Origin of the sequence: Streptomyces sp. NPDC090106 (genome assembly GCF_044747265.1) — a bacterium.
Classification (GTDB): domain Bacteria; phylum Actinomycetota; class Actinomycetes; order Streptomycetales; family Streptomycetaceae; genus Streptomyces.
In genome coordinates, this window is record NZ_JBIVDS010000029.1 from 19,335 (window position 1) to 42,081 (window position 22,747).

At 72.9% G+C, this 22,747-nt stretch carries 23 protein-coding genes; 12 read left to right on the plus strand and 11 right to left on the minus strand.

Annotated features, from left to right (window positions below; all coding sequences use genetic code 11):
- Position 1 precedes the first annotated feature (1 nt).
- From ACIPSE_RS45635 to ACIPSE_RS45655, 5 genes are all read left to right on the plus strand, one after another.
- Positions 2-1,096, plus strand: coding sequence for an ABC transporter permease (locus ACIPSE_RS45635; RefSeq protein WP_401675803.1), 1,095 nt, complete (start codon positions 2-4; stop codon positions 1,094-1,096).
- Positions 1,096-1,965: an ABC transporter permease gene (locus tag ACIPSE_RS45640; RefSeq protein ID WP_401675804.1), complete on the plus strand. Its 870-nt coding sequence runs from the start codon at positions 1,096-1,098 to the stop codon at positions 1,963-1,965. Before ACIPSE_RS45635 ends, ACIPSE_RS45640 begins: the two co-directional genes overlap by 1 nt.
- Positions 1,962-2,714 (plus strand): nucleoside phosphorylase, encoded by a 753-nt coding sequence (locus tag ACIPSE_RS45645; RefSeq protein ID WP_401675806.1) that lies wholly within the window; start codon positions 1,962-1,964, stop codon positions 2,712-2,714. Before ACIPSE_RS45640 ends, ACIPSE_RS45645 begins: the two co-directional genes overlap by 4 nt.
- Entirely contained in the window at positions 2,711-4,012 is a 1,302-nt protein-coding gene (locus ACIPSE_RS45650; protein ID WP_401675808.1) for an amidohydrolase, read from the plus strand. Before ACIPSE_RS45645 ends, ACIPSE_RS45650 begins: the two co-directional genes overlap by 4 nt.
- A 174-nt stretch (positions 4,013-4,186) precedes the next feature.
- Positions 4,187-4,858, plus strand: a complete 672-nt coding sequence (locus tag ACIPSE_RS45655) for a FadR/GntR family transcriptional regulator (RefSeq protein ID WP_401675810.1) — start codon at positions 4,187-4,189, stop codon at positions 4,856-4,858.
- A gap of 30 nt (positions 4,859-4,888) precedes the next feature.
- On the opposite strand, the gene ACIPSE_RS45660 is transcribed toward ACIPSE_RS45655, so the two are convergent.
- Positions 4,889-5,311 (minus strand): RNHCP domain-containing protein, encoded by a 423-nt coding sequence (locus tag ACIPSE_RS45660; protein ID WP_401675812.1) that lies wholly within the window; start codon positions 5,309-5,311, stop codon positions 4,889-4,891.
- A 39-nt stretch (positions 5,312-5,350) separates the two neighbouring features.
- Positions 5,351-5,746, minus strand: coding sequence for an RNHCP domain-containing protein (locus ACIPSE_RS45665; RefSeq protein WP_401675814.1), 396 nt, complete (start codon positions 5,744-5,746; stop codon positions 5,351-5,353).
- A 519-nt stretch (positions 5,747-6,265) separates the two neighbouring features.
- Between ACIPSE_RS45665 and ACIPSE_RS45670 the strand changes: the two genes are divergently transcribed.
- The 3 genes from ACIPSE_RS45670 (at position 6,266) to ACIPSE_RS45680 (ending at position 9,943) form a co-directional block, all read left to right on the plus strand.
- Entirely contained in the window at positions 6,266-7,240 is a 975-nt protein-coding gene (locus ACIPSE_RS45670) for a PAC2 family protein (protein WP_401675816.1), read from the plus strand.
- Between the two features lie 300 nt (positions 7,241-7,540).
- Positions 7,541-9,286, plus strand: a complete 1,746-nt coding sequence (locus tag ACIPSE_RS45675; RefSeq protein ID WP_401675818.1) for a S8 family serine peptidase — start codon at positions 7,541-7,543, stop codon at positions 9,284-9,286.
- A 33-nt stretch (positions 9,287-9,319) separates the two neighbouring features.
- The gene (locus ACIPSE_RS45680) at positions 9,320-9,943 is read left to right on the plus strand and encodes a hypothetical protein (protein WP_401675820.1); all 624 of its coding nucleotides are present in this window, start codon (positions 9,320-9,322) and stop codon (positions 9,941-9,943) included.
- Positions 9,944-10,050: 107 nt separating this feature from the next.
- Here ACIPSE_RS45680 and mshC read toward each other — a convergent pair whose 3' ends face one another.
- The 4 genes from mshC to ACIPSE_RS45700 all read right to left on the minus strand — a co-directional run bounded on the left by mshC (position 10,051) and on the right by ACIPSE_RS45700 (position 13,503).
- Positions 10,051-11,280 (minus strand): cysteine--1-D-myo-inosityl 2-amino-2-deoxy-alpha-D-glucopyranoside ligase, encoded by a 1,230-nt coding sequence (gene mshC, locus ACIPSE_RS45685; protein ID WP_401675823.1) that lies wholly within the window; start codon positions 11,278-11,280, stop codon positions 10,051-10,053.
- Between the two features lie 94 nt (positions 11,281-11,374).
- Entirely contained in the window at positions 11,375-12,193 is an 819-nt protein-coding gene (locus ACIPSE_RS45690) for an SCO1664 family protein (protein ID WP_401675825.1), read from the minus strand.
- Positions 12,157-12,747, minus strand: a complete 591-nt coding sequence (locus ACIPSE_RS45695) for a DUF3090 domain-containing protein (RefSeq protein ID WP_401675827.1) — start codon at positions 12,745-12,747, stop codon at positions 12,157-12,159. Before ACIPSE_RS45695 ends, ACIPSE_RS45690 begins: the two co-directional genes overlap by 37 nt.
- Positions 12,748-12,816: 69 nt before the next feature.
- The gene (locus ACIPSE_RS45700) at positions 12,817-13,503 is read right to left on the minus strand and encodes a histidine phosphatase family protein (RefSeq protein WP_401675828.1); all 687 of its coding nucleotides are present in this window, start codon (positions 13,501-13,503) and stop codon (positions 12,817-12,819) included.
- A 62-nt stretch (positions 13,504-13,565) separates the two neighbouring features.
- On the opposite strand from ACIPSE_RS45700, the gene corA reads away from it, so the two are divergent.
- The gene (corA, locus tag ACIPSE_RS45705; RefSeq protein WP_401675830.1) at positions 13,566-14,564 is read left to right on the plus strand and encodes a magnesium/cobalt transporter CorA; all 999 of its coding nucleotides are present in this window, start codon (positions 13,566-13,568) and stop codon (positions 14,562-14,564) included.
- A gap of 9 nt (positions 14,565-14,573) precedes the next feature.
- Here corA and ACIPSE_RS45710 read toward each other — a convergent pair whose 3' ends face one another.
- Both ACIPSE_RS45710 and ACIPSE_RS45715 read right to left on the minus strand, forming a co-directional pair.
- Positions 14,574-15,362, minus strand: coding sequence for a ferritin-like domain-containing protein (locus ACIPSE_RS45710; protein WP_401675853.1), 789 nt, complete (start codon positions 15,360-15,362; stop codon positions 14,574-14,576).
- A gap of 242 nt (positions 15,363-15,604) precedes the next feature.
- Positions 15,605-16,660 (minus strand): LLM class F420-dependent oxidoreductase, encoded by a 1,056-nt coding sequence (locus ACIPSE_RS45715; RefSeq protein ID WP_401675832.1) that lies wholly within the window; start codon positions 16,658-16,660, stop codon positions 15,605-15,607.
- 214 nt (positions 16,661-16,874) lie between these two features.
- Between ACIPSE_RS45715 and ACIPSE_RS45720 the strand changes: the two genes are divergently transcribed.
- Both ACIPSE_RS45720 and ACIPSE_RS45725 read left to right on the plus strand, forming a co-directional pair.
- Positions 16,875-17,861, plus strand: a complete 987-nt coding sequence (locus ACIPSE_RS45720) for an aldo/keto reductase (RefSeq protein ID WP_401675835.1) — start codon at positions 16,875-16,877, stop codon at positions 17,859-17,861.
- Positions 17,858-20,047, plus strand: a complete 2,190-nt coding sequence (locus ACIPSE_RS45725; protein WP_401675837.1) for a helix-hairpin-helix domain-containing protein — start codon at positions 17,858-17,860, stop codon at positions 20,045-20,047. The genes ACIPSE_RS45720 and ACIPSE_RS45725 overlap by 4 nt, the downstream gene beginning before the upstream one ends.
- Before the next feature lie 84 nt (positions 20,048-20,131).
- Here ACIPSE_RS45725 and ACIPSE_RS45730 read toward each other — a convergent pair whose 3' ends face one another.
- A complete protein-coding gene (locus ACIPSE_RS45730) occupies positions 20,132-20,851 on the minus strand; it encodes a hypothetical protein (protein WP_401675839.1) in 720 nt (239 codons plus the stop codon).
- A 47-nt stretch (positions 20,852-20,898) separates the two neighbouring features.
- On the opposite strand from ACIPSE_RS45730, the gene ACIPSE_RS45735 reads away from it, so the two are divergent.
- The gene (locus ACIPSE_RS45735) at positions 20,899-21,087 is read left to right on the plus strand and encodes a DUF5703 family protein (RefSeq protein WP_388806787.1); all 189 of its coding nucleotides are present in this window, start codon (positions 20,899-20,901) and stop codon (positions 21,085-21,087) included.
- Positions 21,088-21,156: 69 nt separating this feature from the next.
- On the opposite strand, the gene ACIPSE_RS45740 is transcribed toward ACIPSE_RS45735, so the two are convergent.
- A complete protein-coding gene (locus ACIPSE_RS45740; RefSeq protein WP_401675841.1) occupies positions 21,157-22,284 on the minus strand; it encodes a chaplin family protein in 1,128 nt (375 codons plus the stop codon).
- Between the two features lie 123 nt (positions 22,285-22,407).
- Positions 22,408-22,641 (minus strand): chaplin ChpH, encoded by a 234-nt coding sequence (gene chpH / locus ACIPSE_RS45745; RefSeq protein ID WP_401675843.1) that lies wholly within the window; start codon positions 22,639-22,641, stop codon positions 22,408-22,410.
- Positions 22,642-22,747: the final 106 nt, after the last annotated feature.

Here is a 22,747-nt window from a genome sequence, read left to right on the forward strand (position 1 = left end):
CATGAGCAACCCGATTCCGAACCGGCTCTCCGGAGCCCTGCGCTCCCCCATCACCTTCTCCGTGCTCGCGGGCGTCGTCATCGGCGCGCTGTTCCTCATCGGCACCGGCGCGGACCCGATCGCGGCCTACGAGGCGGTCCTGACCGGCTCGCTCGGCGCCGACGGCATCGGCTCCACGCTCACCACGGGCACCAGCGTGCTCGGCCTCGGGCTCGCCCTCGCGATCCCGCTGCGCGCCGGGCTGATCAACCTCGGCGGCGACGGCCAGATGGTCCTCGGCGGCATCACCGCGGCCGTGACCGGCCTGTACTCGCCGCTGCCTGCGCCGCTGACCGTCGTCCTCGCGCTGCTGGCGGGCATGGCGGCCGGTGCCGCGTACGCCGCGCTGGCCGCCCTGTGCGAGAACCACCTCGGCGTGCCGCTGCTGGTGTGCAGCCTGCTGCTGAGCTACCCGGCGGTGTCGCTCGCCTCCTACCTGGCGCGCTACCCGCTCAAGGAGCCCGGCTCCAGCCTGCCGCAGACCCGGTCGATGCCCGAGGGCGTGGAGCTGCCCGCGTTCGGCGACTCCACGGTGACCTTCGGGCTCGTCCTCGTCGTCGTGGCCGCCGCCGCGTACTGGTTCACCGACCGGCGCACGGCGTTCGGGTACGAGATCCGGATGACCGGCCTCAACGCCCGCTTCTCCGCGTACGCCGGGGTCGAGCGCCGCGGCCTGACGCTGAAGCTGATGTCCGTGTCCGGCGCGCTCGCCGGCCTCGTCGGCGCCATCGGCGTGCTGAGCTTCCCGTTCCGCTTCGTCGACGGTTCGCTGACCGGGCCCGGCTACACCTGGACGGGCCTGACGGCGGCGCTGCTCGCGGCGGCGGCCCCGCTCGGCACGGTCGTCGCGTCGTTCTTCTTCGCCGTCCTCCAGGTCGGCGGACTGGCGATGGAGCGGACCACCGAGGTGCCGCGCGAGCTGACACAGGTGCTCCAGGCGATCGTGATCGTGTTCCTGGCCGCCCGTATCCGCTTCCCGCGCCGCAGGTCCCGCGCCCGCCGTGAGGCCTCCGCGGAGCCCAAAGCCGCGGAGCCCAAGGTCGAGGAGGCCGTCTGATGTTCTTCGACAGCGACCTGCTGATGTCGGCGCTGCGCGCGCTCACCCCGATCCTGCTGGCCGCGCTCGGCGGCGCGATCTGCGAGCGGGCGGGCGTCTTCAACATCGGCCTCGAAGGCATGATGCTGATGGGCTGCTTCACGGCCGTGGCGACGAGCTGGTTCACCGGCAGCCCCTGGCTGGGCGTCCTGGCGGCGGCTCTGGCCGCGGCGGCGTACTCGCTGATCCTGGCGGTCGGCACGGTGACGCTGCGCGGGGACGCGGTGGTCCTGGGAGTGGCGATGAATCTGCTCGCCGTGGGCCTGACCAGCTTCCTGTTGCGTACCGTCTTCGGTGTGCAGGGCACCTTCGACGACCCCTCCCTCGCGGGACTCCCGCTGATCGGCGGCCTGAGCCCGCTCGCCTACCTGTCGTGGGCGGCGGTCGCGCTGGCCGCGGTGATGCTCTCGCGGCACGTGTGGGGCCTTCGGCTGCGCGGTGTCGGCGAGGCGCCGGACGCGGCGGCCACGCTCGGGGTGAGCCCGGTCCGGTACAAGTACGCGGCCGTGCTGGTCTCGGGCGTGCTGTGCGGTCTGGCCGGTGCCCAGCTCGCGCTCGGCAACGTCACGTTGTTCACCGAGAACATGACCGCCGGGCGCGGCTGGATCGCCGTGGTCGCCGTCATGCTGGGCCGTGCGCTGCCCCTCGGGGTGCTGCTGGCCGCGCTGCTGTTCGGTCTCGCCGAGGCCGCCGGCTTCCGCCTCCAGGGCCTCGGTCTGCCGCAGCAGGCGACCGACGCCGCGCCGTACGTCGTCACGCTCGGCGCCCTGTTCCTCACCACGGCGCGCCGCCGTCGCCGTGTCCGCCCCTCGACCGGAGTCACCTCATGACGCAGGACCTGCTGCCCGTCACCCGCATCCCCCGCACCGGCCTGCCCGCGCACGCGGTCGTCGTCGGCGACCCGGCGCGCGCCGAGGCCGTCGCCGCGCTGCTCGACGGGGCCGAGGAGGTGTCGTACCACCGCGAGTACCGGGTGTTCAGCGGCAGCTGGAAGGGGCTCCCGGTCGTCGTCGCCTCGCACGGGGTGGGCGGTCCCGGCGCGATCCTGCTGTTCCAGGAACTCGCCGACGCGGGCGTCCGCGTCCTGCTGCGCTTCGGTACGGCGGGCGCGATGAAGCGGGGCATCTCCGACGGCGACCTCGTGATCGCCGAGGCGGCCGTCCGCGACGACGGCGTGACCCAGCAGCTGCTGCCGCCGGAGTACCCGGCGGTCTCCTCCCCGGAGGCGGTCTTCGCCCTCCAGCGCGCCGCCCGCGAGGCGGACGCCCCGCACCACCGCGGACTCGTCTGGACCCGCGCGGCCTTCCAGCCGGGCCTGATCCCGCTGTTCTCGTACGACGGTGCCGGGCTCGCCGCGATCGAGATGGAGCTCTCCGCGCTGCTGGTGACGGCCTCCCTGCGCGGCCTGGTCGCGGGCGGCGTCCTGGTCGTCGACGGGGCGAACGCCGACGAGCTCGTCGAGGAGGACGGCACCAGCGTCTACGACCCGCACCGCGAGGTCGTCGCGGCCGGTGTCGAGAAGGGCGCGGTGGTCTCCCTGGAGGCGCTGCGGCTGCTGGCGGAGGAGTACGGGCTGTGAGCGTCGACCTGCTGGTGCACGGCGGTGACGTCCTGACCGTAGACGAGGCCGGGACCGTCGTGCGCGACGGGGCCGTCGCCGTCGACGGGGGCGAGATCGTCGCCGTCGGTCCGGCCGCCGAGCTGCGTACGCGGTTCGCGGCGCGGGAGTCGATCGACGCGTCCGGCTGTCTCGTGCTGCCCGGTCTGATCAACACGCACACGCATCTCGCGATGACCCTGATGCGCGGTGTCGCCGACGACGTCACCCTCCAGGGCTTCCTGGAGCGGGTGCTGCCCGCGGAGGCGGCCCTGCTGACGCCGGGGAACGTGGCGGCGGCGGTGCGGCTGGCGGTCGCCGAGAGCGTCCGGGCCGGGGTGACCTCGGCGCTGGACATGTACTGGTTCCACGAGGCGGCCCAGGAGGCGGCCCGTGCGGCGGGCTGGCGGCTGCACACGGGGCCGACGTTCATGGACGTGCCGGGACCGCCGGACGGCATGGAGTACGAGGACCGGCTCGCCTGGGCGCGGCGGGACCTGGAGGCGCGCGGCGCCGCCCGCCCGGGTGAGCGGCTCGTCCTGTTCGCGCACTCGACGTACACGCTCTCCCCCGAGCAGCTCACCGGGATCTTCGCGCTGGCCCGGGAGTTCGGGGCGCTGATCCACATCCACGCGGCCGAGAACACCACCGAGGTCGCCACCGTCGAGGTCAAGTACGGCAAGCGGCCGGTGGAGCTGCTGGACGCGCTCGGGCTGCTCGGCGACGACGTGCTGCTCGCGCACGCCGTGGACCTGACGGGACCGGAGATCGCCGCGCTGGCCCGCACCGGCACGTCGGTGGCGCACTGCCCGGTGTCCAACCTGAAGCTGGGCTGCGGGATCGCGCCGGTGCCGCGGCTGCTGAGCGCCGGGGTGACCGTGGGCCTGGGCACGGACGGGGCCGTGAGCTCCAACACCCTGGACGTGCTGGGTGCGGTGCGGCAGGCGGCGCTGGTGCACAAGGCGGCCGGTGACCCGACGCTGGTCGGCGCCCGGCAGGCGGTGCGGATGGCGACGATCGAGGGGGCGCGGGCGCTCGGGCTCGGAGAGCAGCTGGGCTCCCTGGAGGCGGGCAAGCGGGCCGACCTGGTGGTGCTGGACCTGGGGGCGCCGCATCTTCGGCCGCTGCACGACCCGTGGTCGACGCTCGCGTACGCGGCGCACCCGTCGGACGTGCGGGACACCGTCGTCGAGGGGCGGGTGCTGCTGCGGGAGCGGACGCTGACGACGCTGGACGAGGCCGCCGTGATCGCGGACCTGGAGGCGCTCGCCCGGTTCTGATCCCGGGCCTGACCCCCCGAAGGCGGGTCCGATCCCCCGAAGGCGGGGCTGAGCGGGGCATTTCATGCCCCGCTCAGCCATTCGGCCCCCATAATGACGCAAGACATCGGATGTCTTTTCGGGCATGCGGGACCGCGGGTGCGCGGGCATGCGGGGACCACAGGGAGGCCGGCCATGGCAGTGACCGACGAGGCGATCGAGAAGATCAAGGGCATGATCGTCTCCGGTACCCTGCGCCCCGGCGACCGGCTGCCCAAGGAGAGCGAACTCGCCGCCGAACTGGGCCTGTCCCGCAACTCCCTGCGCGAGGCGGTGCGCGCCCTGTCGCTGATCCGCATCCTCGACGTACGGCAGGGCGACGGCACCTATGTGACCAGCCTGGACCCGCAACTCCTGCTGGAGGCGCTGAGTTTCGTCGTCGACTTCCACCGCGACGACACGGTCCTGGAGTTCCTCGCGGTCCGCCGCATCCTGGAGCCCGCCGCCACCTCGATGGCCGCGACCCGGATCAGCGAGCAGCAACTGGACGCGCTGGCGGCCCAGTTGGACAAGCTGGGCGAGGACCCCTCGGTGGAGGAACTGGTCGCCTGCGACCTGGACTTCCACCGGGGGATCGTGCGCAGCTCGGGCAACTCCGTGCTCTGCTCGCTCCTCGACGGCCTGTCGGGCCCCACCACGCGGGCCCGGGTGTGGCGGGGTCTGACGCAGCAGGACGCGGTGAGCCGCACCCTGCACGAGCACCGCATGATCCTCGCCGCCCTGCGGGACAGGGACTCGGAGGCGGCGAGGTCATGGGCGACGGTGCACATCGCGAGCGTGGAGCAGTGGCTGCGCGCGTCGCTGTGAGCACCGTGCCGTGCGGGCCGGACCGGTCGGTCACAGCACGGTGAGCAGCGCCCGGCCCGCCGCGGCGCCGTCCTGGAGCGGTCTGAGGGCCAGGCGCACCAGGGCCAGCGCGTTGTCGTCGCCCGCGATGCGGTTGACGCTGAGCCCGGCGCAGGACAGGCACTGGTGGATGAGCATCCACTCGCCGTCCGGCCGGGCGGTCAGGCTCAGCGCCTCCATGCGGCCACGGCAGCCGGAGGCGCGGTCGCCCGGGACGCGGTGGTCGACGTGCAGGCTGGCCAGACAGTGCGGGCAGTGGTTGCGGTGCGCGGTGCCGGGCGCGTGCGGAGGCACGTCGAGCCGGCAGCCCACGCACCGGAAGTCCCGGTGGCCGCCGCCGGCGTGCAGCACGTCCTTGACCCGCTGGGGACGGCGGCGGCGACCGTCGCCGCCCGGCCGGCTACGGCGTGGCACGGTGCGGCCTCCGTCTCCCGGGCGTGCTCGGCGCGCGCATCAGAGCGTCCCGAACGCTTCGAGCGGGAAGGGAGGCTGGGCCAGCGGACGGACGGCCATCCGCATCAGGACGAGCTGGTTGTCGTCCCCGCTCACCGGGTTGGAGGTGAGTTCGTCGCAGCGCACGCAGCGGTGGATGATCATCCACTCCCCGGTGCGCAGCACGGCGATGGCGATCGGGCTCATGTGCGCGGCGCAGGCGGAGGGTCCGCCCTCGGCCTGATCGGTGACATGCCGTGAATGCAGGCAGGACGGGCAGTGGTTGCGGCGCCGGCCGTCGGGGGCGAGAGCCGTGACGGTCAGTCCGCACCGGACGCAGGCGAAGGTCTCGGTGCCGCTGCCGCGGTCAGTTCGGTGGGTTCGGTGATGACGACGAGCGTGGTGGTCGCTGGACACCCGGATTGCTCCTTGCTGAAGAGGTCTGTGATGACAGCAAGAGCAGGCCGAGCGGCCCCGCGAACGGTCAGACGGTTCGGTTAGCGGGAACGGCTGACGGAACGGCGGGACGCGCTCGGCACCGGGCAGGTCGTCACGAAGCACCTCTTTCAGGGCGGCTGGGCCCCTGGACAACGAAGCGGACGGCGACGAGTCAACACCGGTGCCGGGGCCCGGGTCCACCGCTTTTCCGGCGGCCCGCCCCGCCGCCCCACGGACCCGTCCGGGGATGCCCGGGAAGCGGACGTCGGACCTCTGCGGCTCCTCGGAGGTCTGGTCGGACGTCTGCTCGAACGGCCACCCTGACACGTGACACCCGTGCAGGGTGATTCGGCACAGCTCCGATCACTGCGGGGTGTTCCGGGGTGGCTAATGGGGCAGTGATGCGTTCACTCCCCCGTGCAAGGGGGCTGCGGACGCCCCCGCCGGACGCCGTAAGGTTGGTGCGTCAGGCGAGGGCACGTCGGAAGGAGGCGCTGGGTGATCGAGCTCGAGGGGGTTCCCGAGCTGATCGACCCGGTCATGGTGGCCGCGTTCGAGGGCTGGAACGATGCCGGCGACGCCGCTTCCACCGCGGTCGCGCATCTGGACAAGGAGTGGAAGGGCGAGGTGTTCGCGGCGCTGGACGCCGAGGACTACTACGACTTCCAGGTGAACCGCCCCACGGTGTGGATGGACGGCGGAGTGCGCAAGATCACGTGGCCCACGACCCGGTTGTCGGTGGTCCGCGTCGGCGGTGACAAACCGCGCGATCTCGTACTCGTCCGAGGTATCGAACCCTCCATGCGCTGGCGGTCGTTCTGCAACGAGCTCCTCGGCTTCGCCCACGAACTGGGCGTGGAGCTGGTCGTGATCCTGGGTGCCCTGCTCGGCGACACCCCGCACACGCGTCCGGTCCCGATCAGCGGGACCACCTCCGACGCGGACGTGGCCCGGCGGATGGACCTGGAGGAGACCAAGTACGAGGGGCCGACGGGCATCGTCGGTGTCCTCCAGGAGGCGTGCACGCACGCCGGTGTGCCCGCGGTGAGCCTGTGGGCCGCCGTGCCGCACTACGTGTCGCAGCCGCCCAACCCGAAGGCGACCCTGGCCCTGCTCAACCGGCTGGAGGACCTGATCGACGTCCGCATCCCGCTCGGTGAGCTGCCGGAGGACGCGCGCGCCTGGCAGGTGGGCGTGGACCAGCTCGCGGCCGAGGACAGCGAGGTCGCCGAGTACGTCCAGACGCTGGAGGAGGCGCGGGACACCGCCGAGCTGCCCGAGGCGTCGGGCGAGGCGATCGCCCGCGAGTTCGAGCGCTACCTGCGCCGGCGGGACGGCGGCGGCCCGCCCGGCGGCCACGCCACGGAGAGCGGCGAGGGCCAGGCGTACCGGCGGGACACCCCGGGCGGACGCGCGAAGCCGCCCAAGCCGCCCAAGCCGAGCACGGACGACGAGGATCCGCCGGAGGACTAGGGGGTGCTGTGCGGGACTCTCGCAACACCCCCTAGGCGGGGGAAAGCAGAGAAAGAGGCGGTGCGCCGGGTGCGCACCGCCTCTTCTGTGTTCGGCCGGATTGCGCGGTGACGGCGGCTTCAGGACAGATTGCACACGTTGCCCAATTCAACTTGTTTTCAAACCGAGTTGGCGAACACGGGGTGGACGGGTCGGCCCCGGAGTGCTTGGTTGTCCCCCGGAGGCGCCGCCCGGCGACGGGACTCCGGTCCGCCTCCCCCGCAACCAGGCACCCGCAAGGACCGAAGGGAGCGGTACCCGATGACCGACCAGGCGCAGCCGGCGCAGGACCCGGGAGCCTCCGGGCCGGGACCCGACGGAGCGGGATTCACCTATCGAGGAGCGGAGCAGGAGCTGATCGTCGTCGCCCGTCCCGAGGCCCGGCTGCGTGCCGGGGCCGACGGGGTGCGGTCGGCGGCGGGCGCCGACGTCTCGGCCCTCGCCATGTTCCTCAGCGACGAACAGCTCGCTCTGGAACCCCTGTTCGGCAGCGAGGAGCGGCTCCAGCAGTCCGCCCCGGGCCCGTCCCCGGCGGCGGGCCCGACCGAGGACGGGCCCGGGCTCGCCCTGTTCTACCGGGTGCGCGGCGACCGCGGTCGCGCCGAGGAACTGCGGGCGCGGATCGCCGCGCTGCCGGGCATCGACACCGCGTACGTGAAGCCGGGGGCCGTGCCCGCCGCGGTCGGGCAGGTCGGTGAGGACGGCCGGCTGAAGGAAGGCGCGCCCGTCACACCGGACTTCAGCGGCCGGCAGGGCTATCTGCGCCCCGCGCCCGAGGGCGTCGACGCCCACTGGGCCTGGCAGCGGCCCGGCGGCGCCGGTCAGGGCGTGACCGTGATCGACGTCGAGGGGGCGTGGCAGCTCGGTCACGAGGACCTGGCCGCCAAGCTCGCCGGGGTCGTCGTCGGGACACCGCTGGCCGACCTGGCCTGGCGCAACCACGGCACCGCCGTGATCGGCGTCATCGGCGGTGACCGCGGCGGACAGGGCGTCACCGGCATCGCGCCGGAGGCGGTGACCGCGGCGGCGTCCTTCCAGGGCCTGGGCACCGCGGCGGCGATCCACGCGGCGGCGGACCGGCTGGGCCCCGGGGACATCGTGCTGGTCGGGCTGCACCGGCCGGGACCGCGGCTGGACTTCGCCGACCGCGACGACCAGCGGGGCTACATCGCCCTCGAATGGTGGCCGGACGACTACGCGGCCGTCCGGTACGCGACGGCCAAGGGGGTCGTCGTGGTGGCCGCCGCGGGGAACGGCGCCGAGTCCCTCGACGACGCCGTCTACGAGCGCCGCCCCGACGGATTCCCGGAGGGCTGGCGCAACCCCTTCAACCCGTCCAACCGGTCCTCCGGGGCGATCCTGGTCGGTGCGGGCGCGCCTCCGCCCGGCACCCACGGCCGCGATCACGGCCCGGACCGGTCCCGGCTCGCGTTCTCCAACTACGGTGCCCGCGTGGACGCCCAGGGCTGGGGGCGCGAGGTCACGACGACCGGCGGCTTCTGGGACCGGCCCGGTGATCTCCAGGGCGGGCCCGAGGAGATCGCCTGGTACACGGACACGTTCTCCGGGACCTCCTCGGCCTCCCCGATGGTGGTCGGCGTCCTGGCCGCACTCCAGGGCATGCTCAAGGCGGCGGCCCAGGCGCCGATGTCCCCGGAACGGGCCCGTGAGGTGCTGCGGGCGACCGGTTCCCCGCAGCAGGACGCGCCGGGGCGTCCGGCCTCGCAGCGCATCGGCGGCAGGCCCGACGTCAAGGCGGCGGTGACCCGTCTGCTGCCGCACGCGGTCGGCTCGGGCCAGGCCGAGCGGTACTGGGACGAGCTGCTGCCGTATCCGCGTGAACTCCCGCCCCGGCTGCGGCTGTTCGTGGCCGGTGGCTGGCGCAGCCTCAACCATCCGTCCCCCGAGATCCGCCAGGCGGTGCACACCGCCTTCGCGGGAGGACGGCCCGACGTCCGCGTCTGGTTCGCGGACGACGACATCGTCGGCCTGGTCGTCACGGGCTGACGGATCCCACCATCAAGGGAAGGTGGCACCCGCATGAGCACCACCCCGCAGATGAGCCAACCGGGACAGCACCAGGGACAGCAGTTCCCGAGCACGGCGCCGTACCAGCAGTTCCCTCAGCAGCCGTTCGGGCCGCAGGGGATCTCTCCGCAGCAGCAGTTCGGGCAGCAGGCGTTCGGGCCGCAGCACCAGCCGTTCGGCATGGGCGGTTCGCTGGAGCAGCTCCAGCAGCTCGGCCGGCAGCAGCCGTATCAAGGGCTGCTCCAGCAACTCGGCCAGCAGCAGCCGTTCGCGCCGCAGCAGCCCCAGCAGCCCCAGCAGGAGATGGGCCAGCAGCACCAGCAGGTCGAGCAGCAGGTGCAGCAGCACCTCCAGCAGATCTCGCAGATCGCCGTCCAGTACGTCCAGCAGCAGGTCCAGGCTCAGGTGCTGCAGGCCGGTGCCGCCGACGGCTACATCGACGTGGTCCAGCCCCTGCCGGGGCAGCCCAGTGTGATCGCGCTGCGTGTCGCCGGGCAGCTGAAGGTCCTGTTCGACCCCAACCCCCAGACCCACGACCAGGTCCAGGAGGCGTTCGCCTTCGGCCACCAGGTGATCGGTGTCTGGGAGTCCGGTTCACCGCAGATCCTGCGTTCGATCCAGATCCGCAGGATCTGACCGGCGGCACCTGAGCCAGGACAGCCCCCTGGGACAGCCGGCCCCGGGCCGTACGACGAAGGGCGCCTCCCCACCGGGAGAGGCGCCCTTCACCATGCCGTGCCGTCCTACAGGGCGACGCCCAGCAGGGCGTCCACCGCGCGGGACACCAGACCGGGGGCACCCTCGTCCGTGCCGCCCGTCTCCTCCTGGAGCGCCGCCCAGCGGTCGACCGCGGCGAGCGCGGCCGGGGCGTCGAGGTCGTGCGCGAGGGCGTCGCGGACCTCCTCGACGAGGGCGTCGGCGGAGGGGCCGTCGGGCCGGGAGACGGCGGCACGCCACCGTCCCAGGCGCGCGACGGCGTCGGCGAGGACCTGGTCGGTCCACTCCCAGTCGGCCCGGTAGTGGTGGGCGAGCAGGGCGAGGCGGATCGCGGCCGGGTCGACGCCCTCACGGCGCAGCGCGGAGACGAAGACCAGGTTGCCCTTGGACTTCGACATCTTCTCGCCGTGCAGGGCGACCATCCCGGCGTGGACGTACGCCTTGGCCATGGGGAACTCGCCGGTCAGCACCTGGGCGTGCGAGGCGCCCATCTCGTGGTGCGGGAAGGCGAGGTCGGAGCCGCCGCCCTGGACGTCGAAGGTCATGCCGAGGTGGTCGAGGGCGATGGCGACGCACTCGATGTGCCAGCCGGGCCGGCCGCGGCCCAGCGAGCCGCCGTCCCAGCTCGGCTCGCCCTCGCGGGCGGCCATCCACAGCATCGGGTCCAGCGGGTTCTTCTTGCCGGGCCGGTCGGGGTCGCCGCCGCGCTCGGCGGACAGCAGCCGCATGGCGGCGGCGTCGAGCCCGGAGACCTGACCGAAGTGGGGGTCGGACTCGACGGAGAAGTAGACGTCCCCTTCGAGCTCGTAGGCGGCGCCCGCGTCCCGCAGCCGCTCCACGAGCGGCACGATCCCGGGTATGGCCTCGACGGCGCCGATGTAGTGCCGCGGCGGCAGCATCCGCAGCGCGGTCATGTCCTCGCGGAAGAGCGCGGTCTCCTTCTCGGCGAGGGCGGTCCAGTCGACGCTGTCGCGCTCGGCGCGCTCCAGCAGCGGGTCGTCGATGTCGGTCACGTTCTGGACGTAGTGGACCTGCCGCTTGTTGTCGAGCCACACGCGCTGAACGAGGTCGAACGCGTTGTAGGTCGCCGCGTGTCCCATGTGGGTGGCGTCGTAGGGCGTGATGCCGCAGACGTAGATACGGGCGACAGGACCGGGGTCGGGGGTGACCAGACCGCCGGTCGCGGTGTCGTGGATCCTCAGGTCGCGACCCTGACCAGGCAGGGCGGGGACCTCGGAAGCGGGCCAGGCATGCATGTCATGAGCCTAACCGGCCGGAAGTTTTTCATACGAACCGGACCGGGCCGGATGGCCGGTGAGGCGCTCTTGCGCGACGGCGGGCGGTGTGCGTCTACACGGGTGGCCACGGAATGGCGGGCCATTCGCCGCTCGGCTCGGGGTGTGTGCCCGTGGCCAGCAGCGACCCGACCCGCGCGCGGGTGGCGTCGAGTTCGGCGGGCGTGATCAGCTCCGCGAGCCGTGCGGCCAGGGCTCCATCGGCGCCGAGCGCCTCCCTGAGGCCCTCCAGGACGTCGACGGCCTCCCCGGTCAAAGGCTCGCCCGCCCAGCCCCACAGCAGGGTGCGCAGCTTGTTCTCGGTGTTGAACGTCACGCCGTGGTCGATGCCGTACAGCCGGTCCTCGGCGGCGGGCAGCAGATGGCCGCCCTTGCGGTCCGCGTTGTTGAGGACGGCGTCCAGTACGGCCAGCCGGCGCAGCCGCTCGTCGTCGGCGTGCACGAGGAGCGCCGTGCGGCCGTCGCCGACCTCGGCGAGGGCGACCGCCTTCCAGCCGGGCCCGGGTTCCTCGGCGTCGACCAGGGCGAGCAGCTCGGAGCCGGGCGCGGCCTCGATCCACTGCTGGACCATGCCCTCGCCGTAGGGGCCCTCGCGCAGGACGGTCGGCGGGACCAGGCCCCAGCCGGTCGCCTCGGACACCTCGTAGGCGGCGACCTCGCGCTGGGCGAGGGTGCCGTCGGGGAAGTCCCACAGGGGGCGTTCGCCGCGCACGGGCTTGTAGACGCAGGCCGTCTCCTCGCCGTCGCGGGCGACCGTGCAGTACAGCACCGCGTTGGAGGCGTCCCGGATCTGTCCGCGCACCGTCAGCTCACCGTGGGTGAGCAGCTCTGCCGTGGTCACGCTCCGCGGCGGTATCCGTTCTGGCGCGGACATACGTGTCCTTCCGGGTCGAGCGGGAGGCTGCACAGCGGGCACGGCGGGCGGCCCGCGTTGACGACGTCGAGGGCACGCTTGGCGAAGGCTCTCGCCTGGGTGCCGGTCAGCCGGACCCGCAGCATCGGGGGCCCGTTCTCCTCGTCCTGGAGGAGGCGCTCCTCGGCCTCGGCGAGGTCCTCCTCGGAGTCCGCGTCGAGCTCCACGAGGGCCTGCGCCTCGACGATCATGCGCTGTTCCTCGCCGTCCCAGGCCAGAGCCATGGTGCCGACGCGGAACTCCTCCTCGACGGGGCTGTCCAGGGGGCGCGTGTCGGAGATCTCGGTGGGGGCCATCGCGGGGACGGAGGCGCTGCCGCCGCTGCGCCGGACGACCTCGTCCAGGAGTTCGTCCATGCGTTCGGCGAGGGCGGCGACCTGGGTCTTCTCCAGGGCCACACTGGTCACCCGGGCGCCCGCGGTGGCCTGGAGGAAGAACGTACGGCGTCCGGGCAGCCCCACCGTGCCCGCCACGAAGCGGTCAGGAGGGTCGTAGAGGAACACCTGACGGGACACGTCCTGTCTCCTGGAGTAGTGGATGGGTGCGCCGCGCTTGCGACCGCTTCACCCTACTGCGCCGGACGATCACGGTGCGCCCGCACCGCCCCCGACCGTGGCGTCCCCGGCGGGCGGTTCCTCGCGCGGCACCAGGGACGCGAAATCACCGGTGTCACCGAGGCGTACGAGAAAAGGCCTCAGACGGGTGTAACGGATGACGGTGATGGAACACGGTTCGACGGAGATCCGCTGGAAGAGGTCGAGATGAAGTCCGAGCGCGTCCGCGACGAGCGCCTTGATGATGTCGCCGTGCGAGCACATGAGGTAGACGGCGTCGGCGCCGTGGTCGCGCTCCACGCGCGCGTTCCACTCCCGTACGGCCTCGGCGGCGCGGGTCGCCATCGCGCGCATCGACTCGCCGCCGGGGAACGCGGCGGCGGAGGGGTGGGCCTGGACGACCTCCATGAGGGGCTCGCCCGCGAGTTCGGCGAGCTTGCGGCCGGACCAGTCGCCGTAGTGGGCCTCGCCGATGCGTTCCTCGGTGTGCGCGGTGAGTCCGGGCCGGGCGTCCAGGAGCGGCCGGACCGTCTCCTGGCAGCGCTGGAGGGGGCTGGCGACGACCTCGGCCAGCGGCAGTCCGGCGAGGCGTGCGGGCAGCGCCGCGGCCTGGGTCCGCCCGCGTTCGTCCAGGGCGACCCCGGGCGTCCAGCCGGCGAGCAGGCCCTCGGTGTTGGCGGTGGATCGTCCGTGCCGGACGAGGATCAGGGTGGGCATGCGGCCCAGGGTAGGCGTACGTACACGTGCACGAGTGAGCGAGCGACAGGAGAATACGCACCGTGATCGTCGACTTCGCCATCTACCGGGACGGGCGCCGCGCCGAGGGCCCCGACGACCTGTCCGACGCCCTGGACGAGGCGCGGGCGGCGGGCGGGTTCGTGTGGATCGGCCTGCACGAGCCCTCGGAGCGGGAGTTCGATCTCGTCACCCGGGAGTTCGGGCTGCACCCGCTGGCCGTCGAGGACGCGCTGAAGGCCCATCAGCGGCCCAAGCTGGAGGTCTACGACGACTCGCTGTTCCTGGTGCTGAAGCCGGTCGTGTACGAGCCGGAGAGCGACCGGGTCTCCACCGGCGAGGTGATGCTGTTCATCGGCGACTGTTTCGTGGTGACCGTCCGGCACGGCGAGGGCTCCCCGCTGGCCGCCGTACGGCGCCGTCTGGAGCGGGAGCCGGAGATCCTGCACAAGGGGCCGACCGCGGTCATGTACGCCGTCTCGGACGCCGTCGTCGACCACTACGTGGAGGTCGCGACCGAGCTGCAGACGGACCTGGAGGAGCTGGAGGCGGAGGTCTTCTCCCCGGACGGGGGCGGCGGTTCCCGCACGACCGCCTCCAGGATCTACACGTTCAAGCGGCAGATCCTGGAGTTCCGCCGGGCCACCGGGCCGCTCGCGATGCCGCTGACCCGGCTGGCCGGGCTCGGCCAGCTCGGCACCGGGGTGCCCTTCGTGGACGAGAAGGCCCGGCCGTTCTTCCGGGACGTGAACGACCATCTGACGCGCGTCAACGAGTCGGTGGAAGGGCTCGACCGGCTGGTGTCGGACATCCTGTCGGCGCATCTGGCGCAGATGAGCGTGCGGCAGAACGACGACATGCGGAAGATCTCCGCGTGGGCGGCCATGGCGGCCATCCCCACGATGATCGCGGGCATCTACGGCATGAACTTCGACCACATGCCGGAGCTGCACTGGACGTGGTCGTATCCGGCGGTGATCGCGGTCATGGCCGCCCTGGAAGTGGTGCTGTACCGGACGTTCAAGCGCCGCGGCTGGCTGTAGGCGCGGGTCTCAGGCGAACTCGGGTGCGGAGGTGGCCGGTCCGCCGAGGGCGTCACGGCGTTCGGGCATCCGCAGGGAGACCATCCGGCGCCAGCCCGCGGCACGTTCGTAGGCGTAGACGGCGTGGATGCCCGCGGCGAGGACGGCCGACTTGGCCCGCGGCCAGCCGAGGACACGGCCCATGTGGGCCATCACGGCGAGGCTGACGTCGCGGTAGACCTGGATCTCGGCGAGGGCGCAGTCGCGCAGGGTCCGCTGGATCTCGCGGCCGTGCCCGGCGTACGCGAAGCGCAGCAGTTCCTCGTGGCAGTAGGCGAGGTGGTTGTCCTCGTCCTGGGAGATCATGCGGACCGCGCGCCCGAGGTCCGGGTGGTCGGCGAAGTGCTTGCGGAGCAGTTCCATCTGCTCGGAGGCGCGCTGTTCGGTGACCCGGCTGTGGGCGAGGTAGGTGACGATGTCGCGCACGGTCAGCGGCTCGTCGGCCTTGAGCTTGTCGTGGGCGAGCCCGATGCCGCGGCGCTCCAGGAGCATCGTGTAGTCGGTGTCGTCGGGGACGGGGACGGGTTCGAGACCGCGCTTGCGCATCAGGGCGTTGAAGATCCGCCCGTGCTTGTCCTCGTCGGCGCCATGGCGGGTGATCTTGGGAGCGAGGGCGCGCTCGCTCTCGGGGACGAGCGCGGCGATGCGGGCGTTCTCCCAGCCTCCCTGCGACTCCCCGCTGGCCGCGATGGAGCAGAACAGACGGAAGGACTCGTCGTTGTCGAGGATCTCCGTGAACAGACTCTTGGCCGAAAGCATCGTGGGCACCTGCACCTCTCTGCCGGACTCCGCGGCATTCCGCAAAGAACGAGTCAAATGGGCCGAGAGAGGTGCTGCAACATCTGTGTCGGACAACTCCGCCAGAAGGAGGACCCACCCCATCACGTCCGGGGCGTAACCGCACGGGCGCGGGCGCGTTGTTCTCCGTGACGGCCGTGGCGGGGAAGACCCCCGAGCCCTCACCACGGCCGCAGAACTTTCCCGGTGGACGAACCGGGGCCCTAGGCCAGTCCGGCCAGTTCGAGGGCCTCGACGCCGGCGCGGAGCGAGGCGAGGCGCTCGTCGAGGGTGAAGCCCGCAGGGTTGAGGCTGAGGGTGGTGACCCCGGCCTCCGCGTAGCTCGTCATCCGGTCCGCGATCCGCTCCACGGAGCCCAGCAGCGTCGTCCGGTCGATCAGGTCGTGCGGTACGGCCGCTCCGGCGCCCTGCTTGTCGCCGGACAGGTACTTCTCCTGGATCTCGGCCGCCGCGGCCTCGTAGCCCATGCGCTGGGCGAGCTGGTTGTAGAAGTTCTGCTTGGCGCTGCCCATGCCGCCGACGTACAGGGCGGTGTAGGGGCGGAAGGCGTCGGCGAGCGCGAGCACGTCCTTGTCCTCGCCGACGGCGAGCGGCAGCGTCGGGCAGACGTCGAAGCCGTCCATGGTCAGCCCGGCCTTCTCGCGGCCCGCGCGCAGGTACGTGATCGCCGTGTCCTCCAGGTGCTCGGCGGAGGGGAAGATCAGCAGGGCGCCGTCGGCGATCTCACCGGTCTGTTCCAGGTTCTTGGGGCCGATCGCGGCGATGTACAGCGGGATGTGCTCGCGCTGCGGGTGCACGGTCAGCTTGATCGGCTTGCCGGGGCCGCCGGGCAGGGGCAGCGTCCAGTGCTCGCCGTCGTAGGAGAGCCGCTCGCGCGTCATGGCCTTGCGGACGATCTCGACGTACTCGCGCGTACGGGCCAGCGGCTTGTCGAACTTGACGCCGTACCAGCCCTCGGAGACCTGCGGGCCCGAGACGCCGAGGCCGAGGCGGAACCGGCCGCCGGAGAGGGAGTCGAGGGTGGCGGCGGTCATCGCGGTCATCGCGGGCTGGCGGGCCGGGATCTGGAAGATGGCCGAACCGACGTCGATGCGTTCGGTCTGCGCCGCGACCCAGGTGAGCACGGTCGCCGCGTCCGAGCCGTAGGCCTCGGCGGCCCAGCACACGGCGTAGCCGAGCCGGTCGGCCTCCTTGGCCACTTCCAGATTGTCGGCGTCCATTCCGCCGCCCCAGTAGCCGAGGTTGATGCCGAGCTGCATTGGCCGACTCCTTCGTACCGATGTGCCGAGTCACCGATCTACCGATCAGTAACGTCCGTTGTCCGCCGACCATAGCGCGGGCGGCCGGATCGGGGCAGGTGACGGTGGTGTTCTTCGGCCCACACGGGCACCGGGACACCGCCTGTGACGTTCGGCGAAACTGGTTGTCCACAGGCCCCCACACCGCTGGTTCAGGCCAGTAATGTCGGCGCTCATGGAGCAGAGGCATCTCGGCCGTACCGGCCTTCGCGTGTCCCGTATCGGACTCGGCACTCTCACCTGGGGCAGGGACACCGACGAACTCGATGCCGCGGACCTCCTGAAGACGTTCTGGGAAGCGGGCGGGACACTCGTCGACACGGCCGACGTGTACGGCGACGGGGAGTCGGAGTATCTGCTCGGCCGTCTCATAGACGGCCTGGTCCCGCGCCGGGACCTGGTGATCTCCACGAAGGCGGGCAGCGTCCCCGACCCGGACCGCCGCTTCGACGGCTCGCGCGGCCATCTGCTCTCCGCGCTGGACGCCTCCCTCGCCCGGCTGGGCACCGACTACGTCGACCTGTGGCACGTCCACGCCTACGATCCGGACACCCCGCTGGAGGAGACCCTCCAGGCGCTCGACCTCGCCGTCGGCAGCGGACGCGCCCGCTACGCGGCCGTCTCCAACTTCTGCGGCTGGCAGCTCGCCAAGGCCGCGACCTGGCAGCTCGCGGCCCCGGGCACCCGCACCCGGCTGGCCGCCACCCAGCTGGAGTACTCCTTGCTCCAGCGGGGCGTGGAGCGTGAGGTGCTGCCCGCCGCCCTCGACCTCGGCATAGGTCTGCTGCCGTCGTCCCCGCTGGGCCGCGGGGTCCTCACCGGCAAGTACCGGGGGGACACCGCACCGGCCGACTCGCGCGGGGGCTCCGACCATCTCGCGCTCTTCGTGGAGCCGTATCTCGACGACACGGCGAGCCGCATCGTGGACGCCGTGCGGACCGCCGCCGACGGGCTCGCGGTGACCCCGCTCCAGGTGGCCCTCGCCTGGATCCGCGACCGGCCCGGAGTGGCCGCGCCGATCGTCGGCGCGCGCAACGCGCAGCAGCTCACGGCGGCATTGTCAGTGGAGGCCCTTAGTCTTCCTGACGAGATCTGCCGGGCGCTCGACGATGTGTCGGCGCCCGTGCACCGCTATCCCGATCACGACTGGAGCACGCTGTGAGCACGGAGCCGGGGCCCACGGAGGAATCCGAGCCGACCGAGGCCGCCGCCGACGCGACCGGACCCGCCGAAGCCGGGAGCGAGTCCACGGAGGACGCCTCCCCGGAAGCGGCCGAGTCCGCCGAGGCCGCGTCGTCCGAGGGCACGTCCGCCGAGGGCACGTCCGCCGAGGGTGCCGCCGCGCCGCAGCTGTCCGAGGCCGCGGCCGAGCTCGCGGCGCAGAAGGTCGAGCGGGAGCGGATCGCGCGCCGCAAGGCGGAGCGGCAGGGCCCCGTCGACAGCGGGGCCAAGCTGAGCGGGACGGCCGCGGACCTGCTGGCCGCCGTGCGGGCCGTGGAGGGCGGGGCCAAGCCCGCGGCAACCGTCTTCGCCGAACCCCCGGCCCCCCGCCGCCCCGCCGAACCCGAGCCCGTACGACAGCCCCGGCCCGCGGCGGCGGACGGACCGGCGGCCCCCGCGGCCGGGACCGTGGACTCCGTGCGGCAGGTGCTGGCCGAGGGCGGCGCCCCCGAGCACCTCGTCACACAGGCCGCGACGGCCCTCGGGGAGGACGCGGCGGGACAACTGCGCGAGGACCCCTGGCAGTTGCTGCGCGTCACCGGGGTCCGGCCGGAACAGGCCGACGGGTTCGCCCGCGCGCTCCTCGGCGCCGACTGCCGGCCCGACGACGAACGGCGCGGCCGTGCGGTCACCGTCTGGCTGCTGGAACAGGCCGCCGTGGCCGGGCACACCGCCCTCGAACTGACCGCGCTCACCGCCGCGCTGGCCAAGCAGGGCGTGCCGGACGCCGACACCGCCGTGCAGAACACCCTCGCGGAGGCCGAGGCGCTGGTCTTCCAGGACGCCCTGGACCCGCGCGCCCCGCAGCCCGTCGCGGAGGAGGACGGCGAGGAGGCGGAGGAACGCCCGGTGCGGGTCCTGGTCGGCCTGGAGCGGTACGCGCTCGCCGAGGAAAGCCTCGCCGACGGACTGGCCCGGCTGATCAACTCCGTGCCGAAGCAGGACGGTTCGGCCGAGGAGTGGGAGCGGGCCGCCGACGCCGCGCAGGGCTCCGGCGATGAGCTGATCCGTGCGGTCGCGGCCCACGGTCTCGTCCTCCACACGGGAGGCGAGGCATCGCTGGCGGAACCGGCGGCGCTCCTGGCCGCGGCGGCCGGACTCGGGCTGCGCGCCTGGGCGGTGGCGCACGGCGCCCTCGGCCGCGACCGTTTCGCCGCGCTCGCGCCCGAGGCGACGGCCACGACCGCGGGCGGGCTGCTCTCCGGCGCGGAGGGTCCGGGCCGGGACGGTGACGGGGCGCTCGACCTCGACCTGCTCGTCGTGCTCGACGCGCCCCAGTGGGACGTGGAGTCGGCGGCGCTGCTCACGGAGTCGCTGCCGGACGGGGCGCGGCTGGTGCTGACCGGTGACCCCGGGGTGCTGTGGTCGGCGGGGCCGGGGCGGGTCTTCGCGGACCTGCTCGCCGCGCGGGTCTGCCCCCAGGTCGCCTCCCGGCTTCCCGACCCCGGCCCGCTCGGCGAGCTGGTGTCCGGGATCGGCATCGGCGAGCTGAACCAGGTCGAGGCGCCCGGCAAGGAACTGGTCATCGTGCCCGTGCGGGACGCGGGCGAGGCCGTGCACCGCACCGTGCAGCTGGTCGCGGACTCGGTGCCCCGCGCGATCGGCGTCCCCGCCGAGCAGACCCAGGTGATCACCCCCGGCCACGGCGGCGCGGCCGGCACCCGCGCCCTGAACACGGCCCTCAAGGAACGGCTCAACCCGGGGCCCGGCCGCTTCGGGGGCTTCGACCCCGGTGACCGTGTCGCCTACTCCCCCGCCCCGGGCCGTGTGCTGACCGGGCAGGTGGTGCAGGCCGACGCGGAGGGCCTGCATCTTCGGTGCGCGGGCGAGGCGGTCGTCGTGCCGAAGGAGCGGGTCGAGCAGGCGGTGCGGCACGGGTGGGCGCTCACCGCTCATCAGGCCGCCGGGGGCCGGTGGCCGGCGGTGGTCGTGGTGCTGCCCGGGGACGCCGTGCAGGCGCTCACCCGCCCCTGGATCTACACGGCGTTCGGGAGGGCGGCCCGCCATCTGTCCGTGGTGCACGGCGTGGACCAGGCACTGCCGAGGGCGGTGGCCGAGATCGAGGCGAAGCCGCGCACGACCCGCCTCCCGGTGCTCCTCGCCCCGCAGATCCCGGCCGCGGGATAGCCGGACGACGGGGCGGACACGGGACGGCGGCGGTCACAGGCACGTGCCCGTGACCGCCGCCGTCGCCATTGCCGGCGCCGGCTCTCAGCGTTCGACGTCCAAGGGCTCCAGGTCCTCGTCGTCGTCCAGTTCGACCTCGTCGACGTCCTCGTCGACATCCTCGGCTTCGTCGATCTCGTCGATCTCGTCGAGTTCGTCGAGTTCGTCGTCGTCGAAGACCGCGCTGACGTCGAAGCGGCACACGACCTGCTGTGCGTCGACCGACTCGAAGGGCGCCTCCAGCCACTCCCCCGGCTCGGCCGGGTCCTCCGCCGCGGTCACCCACAGCGTGGAGTCGCCCTCCTCCAGCCCGAACTCCTTGTGCCGCGAGGCGATCTCGTCCGGCTCGAACTCGCCGAAGAGCAGCCCCAGCGCCCCGTGCACCGTGCCGGAGGCCTCCGCGTGGTCCTCGTAGTCCGCCGCCTCGATCCGCTGGGCCTGGGCCAGCAGCCGCTGCGGCTCGGCCACCGCGTAGTCGCGGCGGATGAGGACGCTGACCGCGTTGGGCTCCTCGGGACCGGCGTACGGCGGGAGGGAGTCCTCCGTGCCCGGGATCTCGAAGGGAGTGACCTCGTCGTAGCGGTCGTAGAGCAGCTCGTCGTACGCCTCGGCGGCCGCCGCGAGCTCGTTGAACGCCTCGTAGACGGCCGGGTCGTCCTCGCCCGACCGGCGTTCGACCGCGGCCAGATGGCGGTCGAGCGCGGTCTTGACCGCCTCGGCGGCGGCGCGTACCTCGGCAGCGGTGGGCTGCACAGCATCAGACATAGTGCAGACGCTATCCGTACCGGGCCCCAGCCCGCACAATAGATGCGATGCCGGAATACGAATTTGTCGACGTGTACGTACCGCGCGGGGTCTCCCGCAAGGACGCCGCACGTCTGCTGACGGACCATGCCGAGTACGGACACTGGGAGTTGGACCGCCTGAGCCTGCTGCGTGACGGAAGCCGCAAGGTGCGGCTGCGCCGCAGGATCATCCGCCAGGTGCGCGCCACCTGGTGAGATGAGGCCAGGGAGCGAACGGAGCGGGCCCCGCCGAGGCGGGGCCCGCTCCGTTGTGCGTCCTACCGGTCACGCGGCGCGTGCCCGGCGGTAGATCACCGCACCCGCCAGCACCGCGCCGGCACCGGCCAGCCCCATCCCCATCGGGAGGCCGGCGCCGGTCTCGGCGAGCTGGGCGCTGCCCAGGGGCTGGGTCACGGACCGGGAACCGGGGTGGCTGGCACCGACCGGACCGCCCGGGGTCAGGTCGCCCGAGGCGGGCGGAGCACCGGGGGTTCCGGGCAGGCCCGGCTCCACGGGGTTGCCCGGCGTTCCCGGCTGGCCGGGGGTACCGGGGTTGCCCGGGGTGCCGGGGTTACCGGGAGTGCCCGGCGTGCCCGGATTACCGGGAGCGCCCGGGTTGGACGGGTTGCCGGGGGTGCCGGGCTGACCCGGGTTCCCAGGGGTGCCCGGCGTGCCGGGATTGCCAGGCGTCCCGGGGTTGCCCGGCTGACCGGGGTTGCCGGGGTTGGACGGGTTCCCGGGCGTACCCGGGTTGTCCGGATTCCCGGGGTTCCCCGGGTTGTCCGGATTCCCGGGGTTCCCCGGGTTGTTCGGGTTCCCGGGGTTCCCCGGGTTGGACGGATGGCCCGGGTTCCCCGGGTTCCCCGGCTGGTCCGGGCCTCCCGGGGGCGGGGTGTGGCCGCCACCGCCGGGCGGAGTGCCCGGGTGGCCTCCGTCAGGCCCGTTGCCGCAGTCGTTGCCCGTGACGGCGTTGCCGATCCCGATGACGTCCACGCTGTTGCCGCAGACGTTGACCGGCACGTACACCGGCACCTGGACGTGGTTGCCGGAGCCGACGCCCGGCGAATCGCTCGCGTGCCCGCCCGAGGACGAACCGCCGCCGGAGTGTCCGTGGCCGCCGCCCGAATCCCCGTAGCCGCCGCCGGAGTGCCCGTAGCCGCCGGAGTGCCCGCTCCGGTTGCCGCACGCGTTGCCCGCCGCCGGGTTCAGCAACCCGACCACGTCGACCGTGTTGCCGCACACGTTGACCGGCGCGTGCACCGGCGCCTGGACCGTGTTGCCCGACAGCACGCCGGGCGAGTTCGACGCGGCGCCGCTCGCCCCGGAGTCGGCGTGCGCGGTACCGCCCGCCGCGGCGATCACGCCGGTGGCCGCCGCCACGGTCATCAGGCCCTTGCGGGTGACCTGTCGCATTCCTGAATTCCCCCCTGCCTTCGGTTCCGACCTGCAATGCTGGTGAAAAGACCGGTCGGCCCCGGAGCGCATGGCGCGCGCTCCGGGGCCGACGGTCGTGAAACGACCCTCAGAGGGTCGGCGTCACTTGTTGATGCAGGTGTTGCCGAAGGCGGGGTTCAGCACGCCGATCACCGAGATGGTGTTGCCGCAGACGTTCACGGGAACGTGAACCGGGACCTGAACGACGTTGCCGGACAGGACACCCGGGGAGTGCACGGCGGCACCCTGGGCACCCGAGTCGGCGACAGCGAGGCCCGCGCCAGCGAGAACCAGGCCACCCGTGGCAGCCGCGGCGGCGACGACCTTCTTGATCATTATTCCTCCTTGTTGGCAAATGCGATCTCGTGTTGCCGATCGCATCACCTGTAACGAGGAGGGAGTAATGGAGCTACGAGCGTATGAGCACATTCACTCTTCTCAG

Excerpts from the sequence above, each read along its gene's own strand:
- ACIPSE_RS45635 (WP_401675803.1), top strand. The coding sequence starts at position 2 with ATGAGCAACCCGATTCCGAACCGGCTCTCCGGAGCCCTGCGCTCCCCC.
- ACIPSE_RS45640 (WP_401675804.1), top strand. The coding sequence starts at position 1,096 with ATGTTCTTCGACAGCGACCTGCTGATGTCGGCGCTGCGCGCGCTCACC.
- ACIPSE_RS45645 (WP_401675806.1), top strand. The coding sequence starts at position 1,962 with ATGACGCAGGACCTGCTGCCCGTCACCCGCATCCCCCGCACCGGCCTG.
- ACIPSE_RS45655 (WP_401675810.1), top strand. The coding sequence starts at position 4,187 with ATGGCAGTGACCGACGAGGCGATCGAGAAGATCAAGGGCATGATCGTC.
- ACIPSE_RS45675 (WP_401675818.1), top strand. The coding sequence starts at position 7,541 with ATGACCGACCAGGCGCAGCCGGCGCAGGACCCGGGAGCCTCCGGGCCG.
- ACIPSE_RS45680 (WP_401675820.1), top strand. The coding sequence starts at position 9,320 with ATGAGCACCACCCCGCAGATGAGCCAACCGGGACAGCACCAGGGACAG.
- mshC (WP_401675823.1), bottom strand. The coding sequence starts at position 11,280 with ATGCATGCCTGGCCCGCTTCCGAGGTCCCCGCCCTGCCTGGTCAGGGT.
- ACIPSE_RS45690 (WP_401675825.1), bottom strand. The coding sequence starts at position 12,193 with ATGTCCGCGCCAGAACGGATACCGCCGCGGAGCGTGACCACGGCAGAG.
- ACIPSE_RS45700 (WP_401675828.1), bottom strand. The coding sequence starts at position 13,503 with ATGCCCACCCTGATCCTCGTCCGGCACGGACGATCCACCGCCAACACC.
- ACIPSE_RS45710 (WP_401675853.1), bottom strand. The coding sequence starts at position 15,362 with ATGCTTTCGGCCAAGAGTCTGTTCACGGAGATCCTCGACAACGACGAG.
- ACIPSE_RS45715 (WP_401675832.1), bottom strand. The coding sequence starts at position 16,660 with ATGCAGCTCGGCATCAACCTCGGCTACTGGGGCGGCGGAATGGACGCC.
- ACIPSE_RS45720 (WP_401675835.1), top strand. The coding sequence starts at position 16,875 with ATGGAGCAGAGGCATCTCGGCCGTACCGGCCTTCGCGTGTCCCGTATC.
- ACIPSE_RS45730 (WP_401675839.1), bottom strand. The coding sequence starts at position 20,851 with ATGTCTGATGCTGTGCAGCCCACCGCTGCCGAGGTACGCGCCGCCGCC.
- ACIPSE_RS45735 (WP_388806787.1), top strand. The coding sequence starts at position 20,899 with ATGCCGGAATACGAATTTGTCGACGTGTACGTACCGCGCGGGGTCTCC.
- ACIPSE_RS45740 (WP_401675841.1), bottom strand. The coding sequence starts at position 22,284 with ATGCGACAGGTCACCCGCAAGGGCCTGATGACCGTGGCGGCGGCCACC.
- chpH (WP_401675843.1), bottom strand. The coding sequence starts at position 22,641 with ATGATCAAGAAGGTCGTCGCCGCCGCGGCTGCCACGGGTGGCCTGGTT.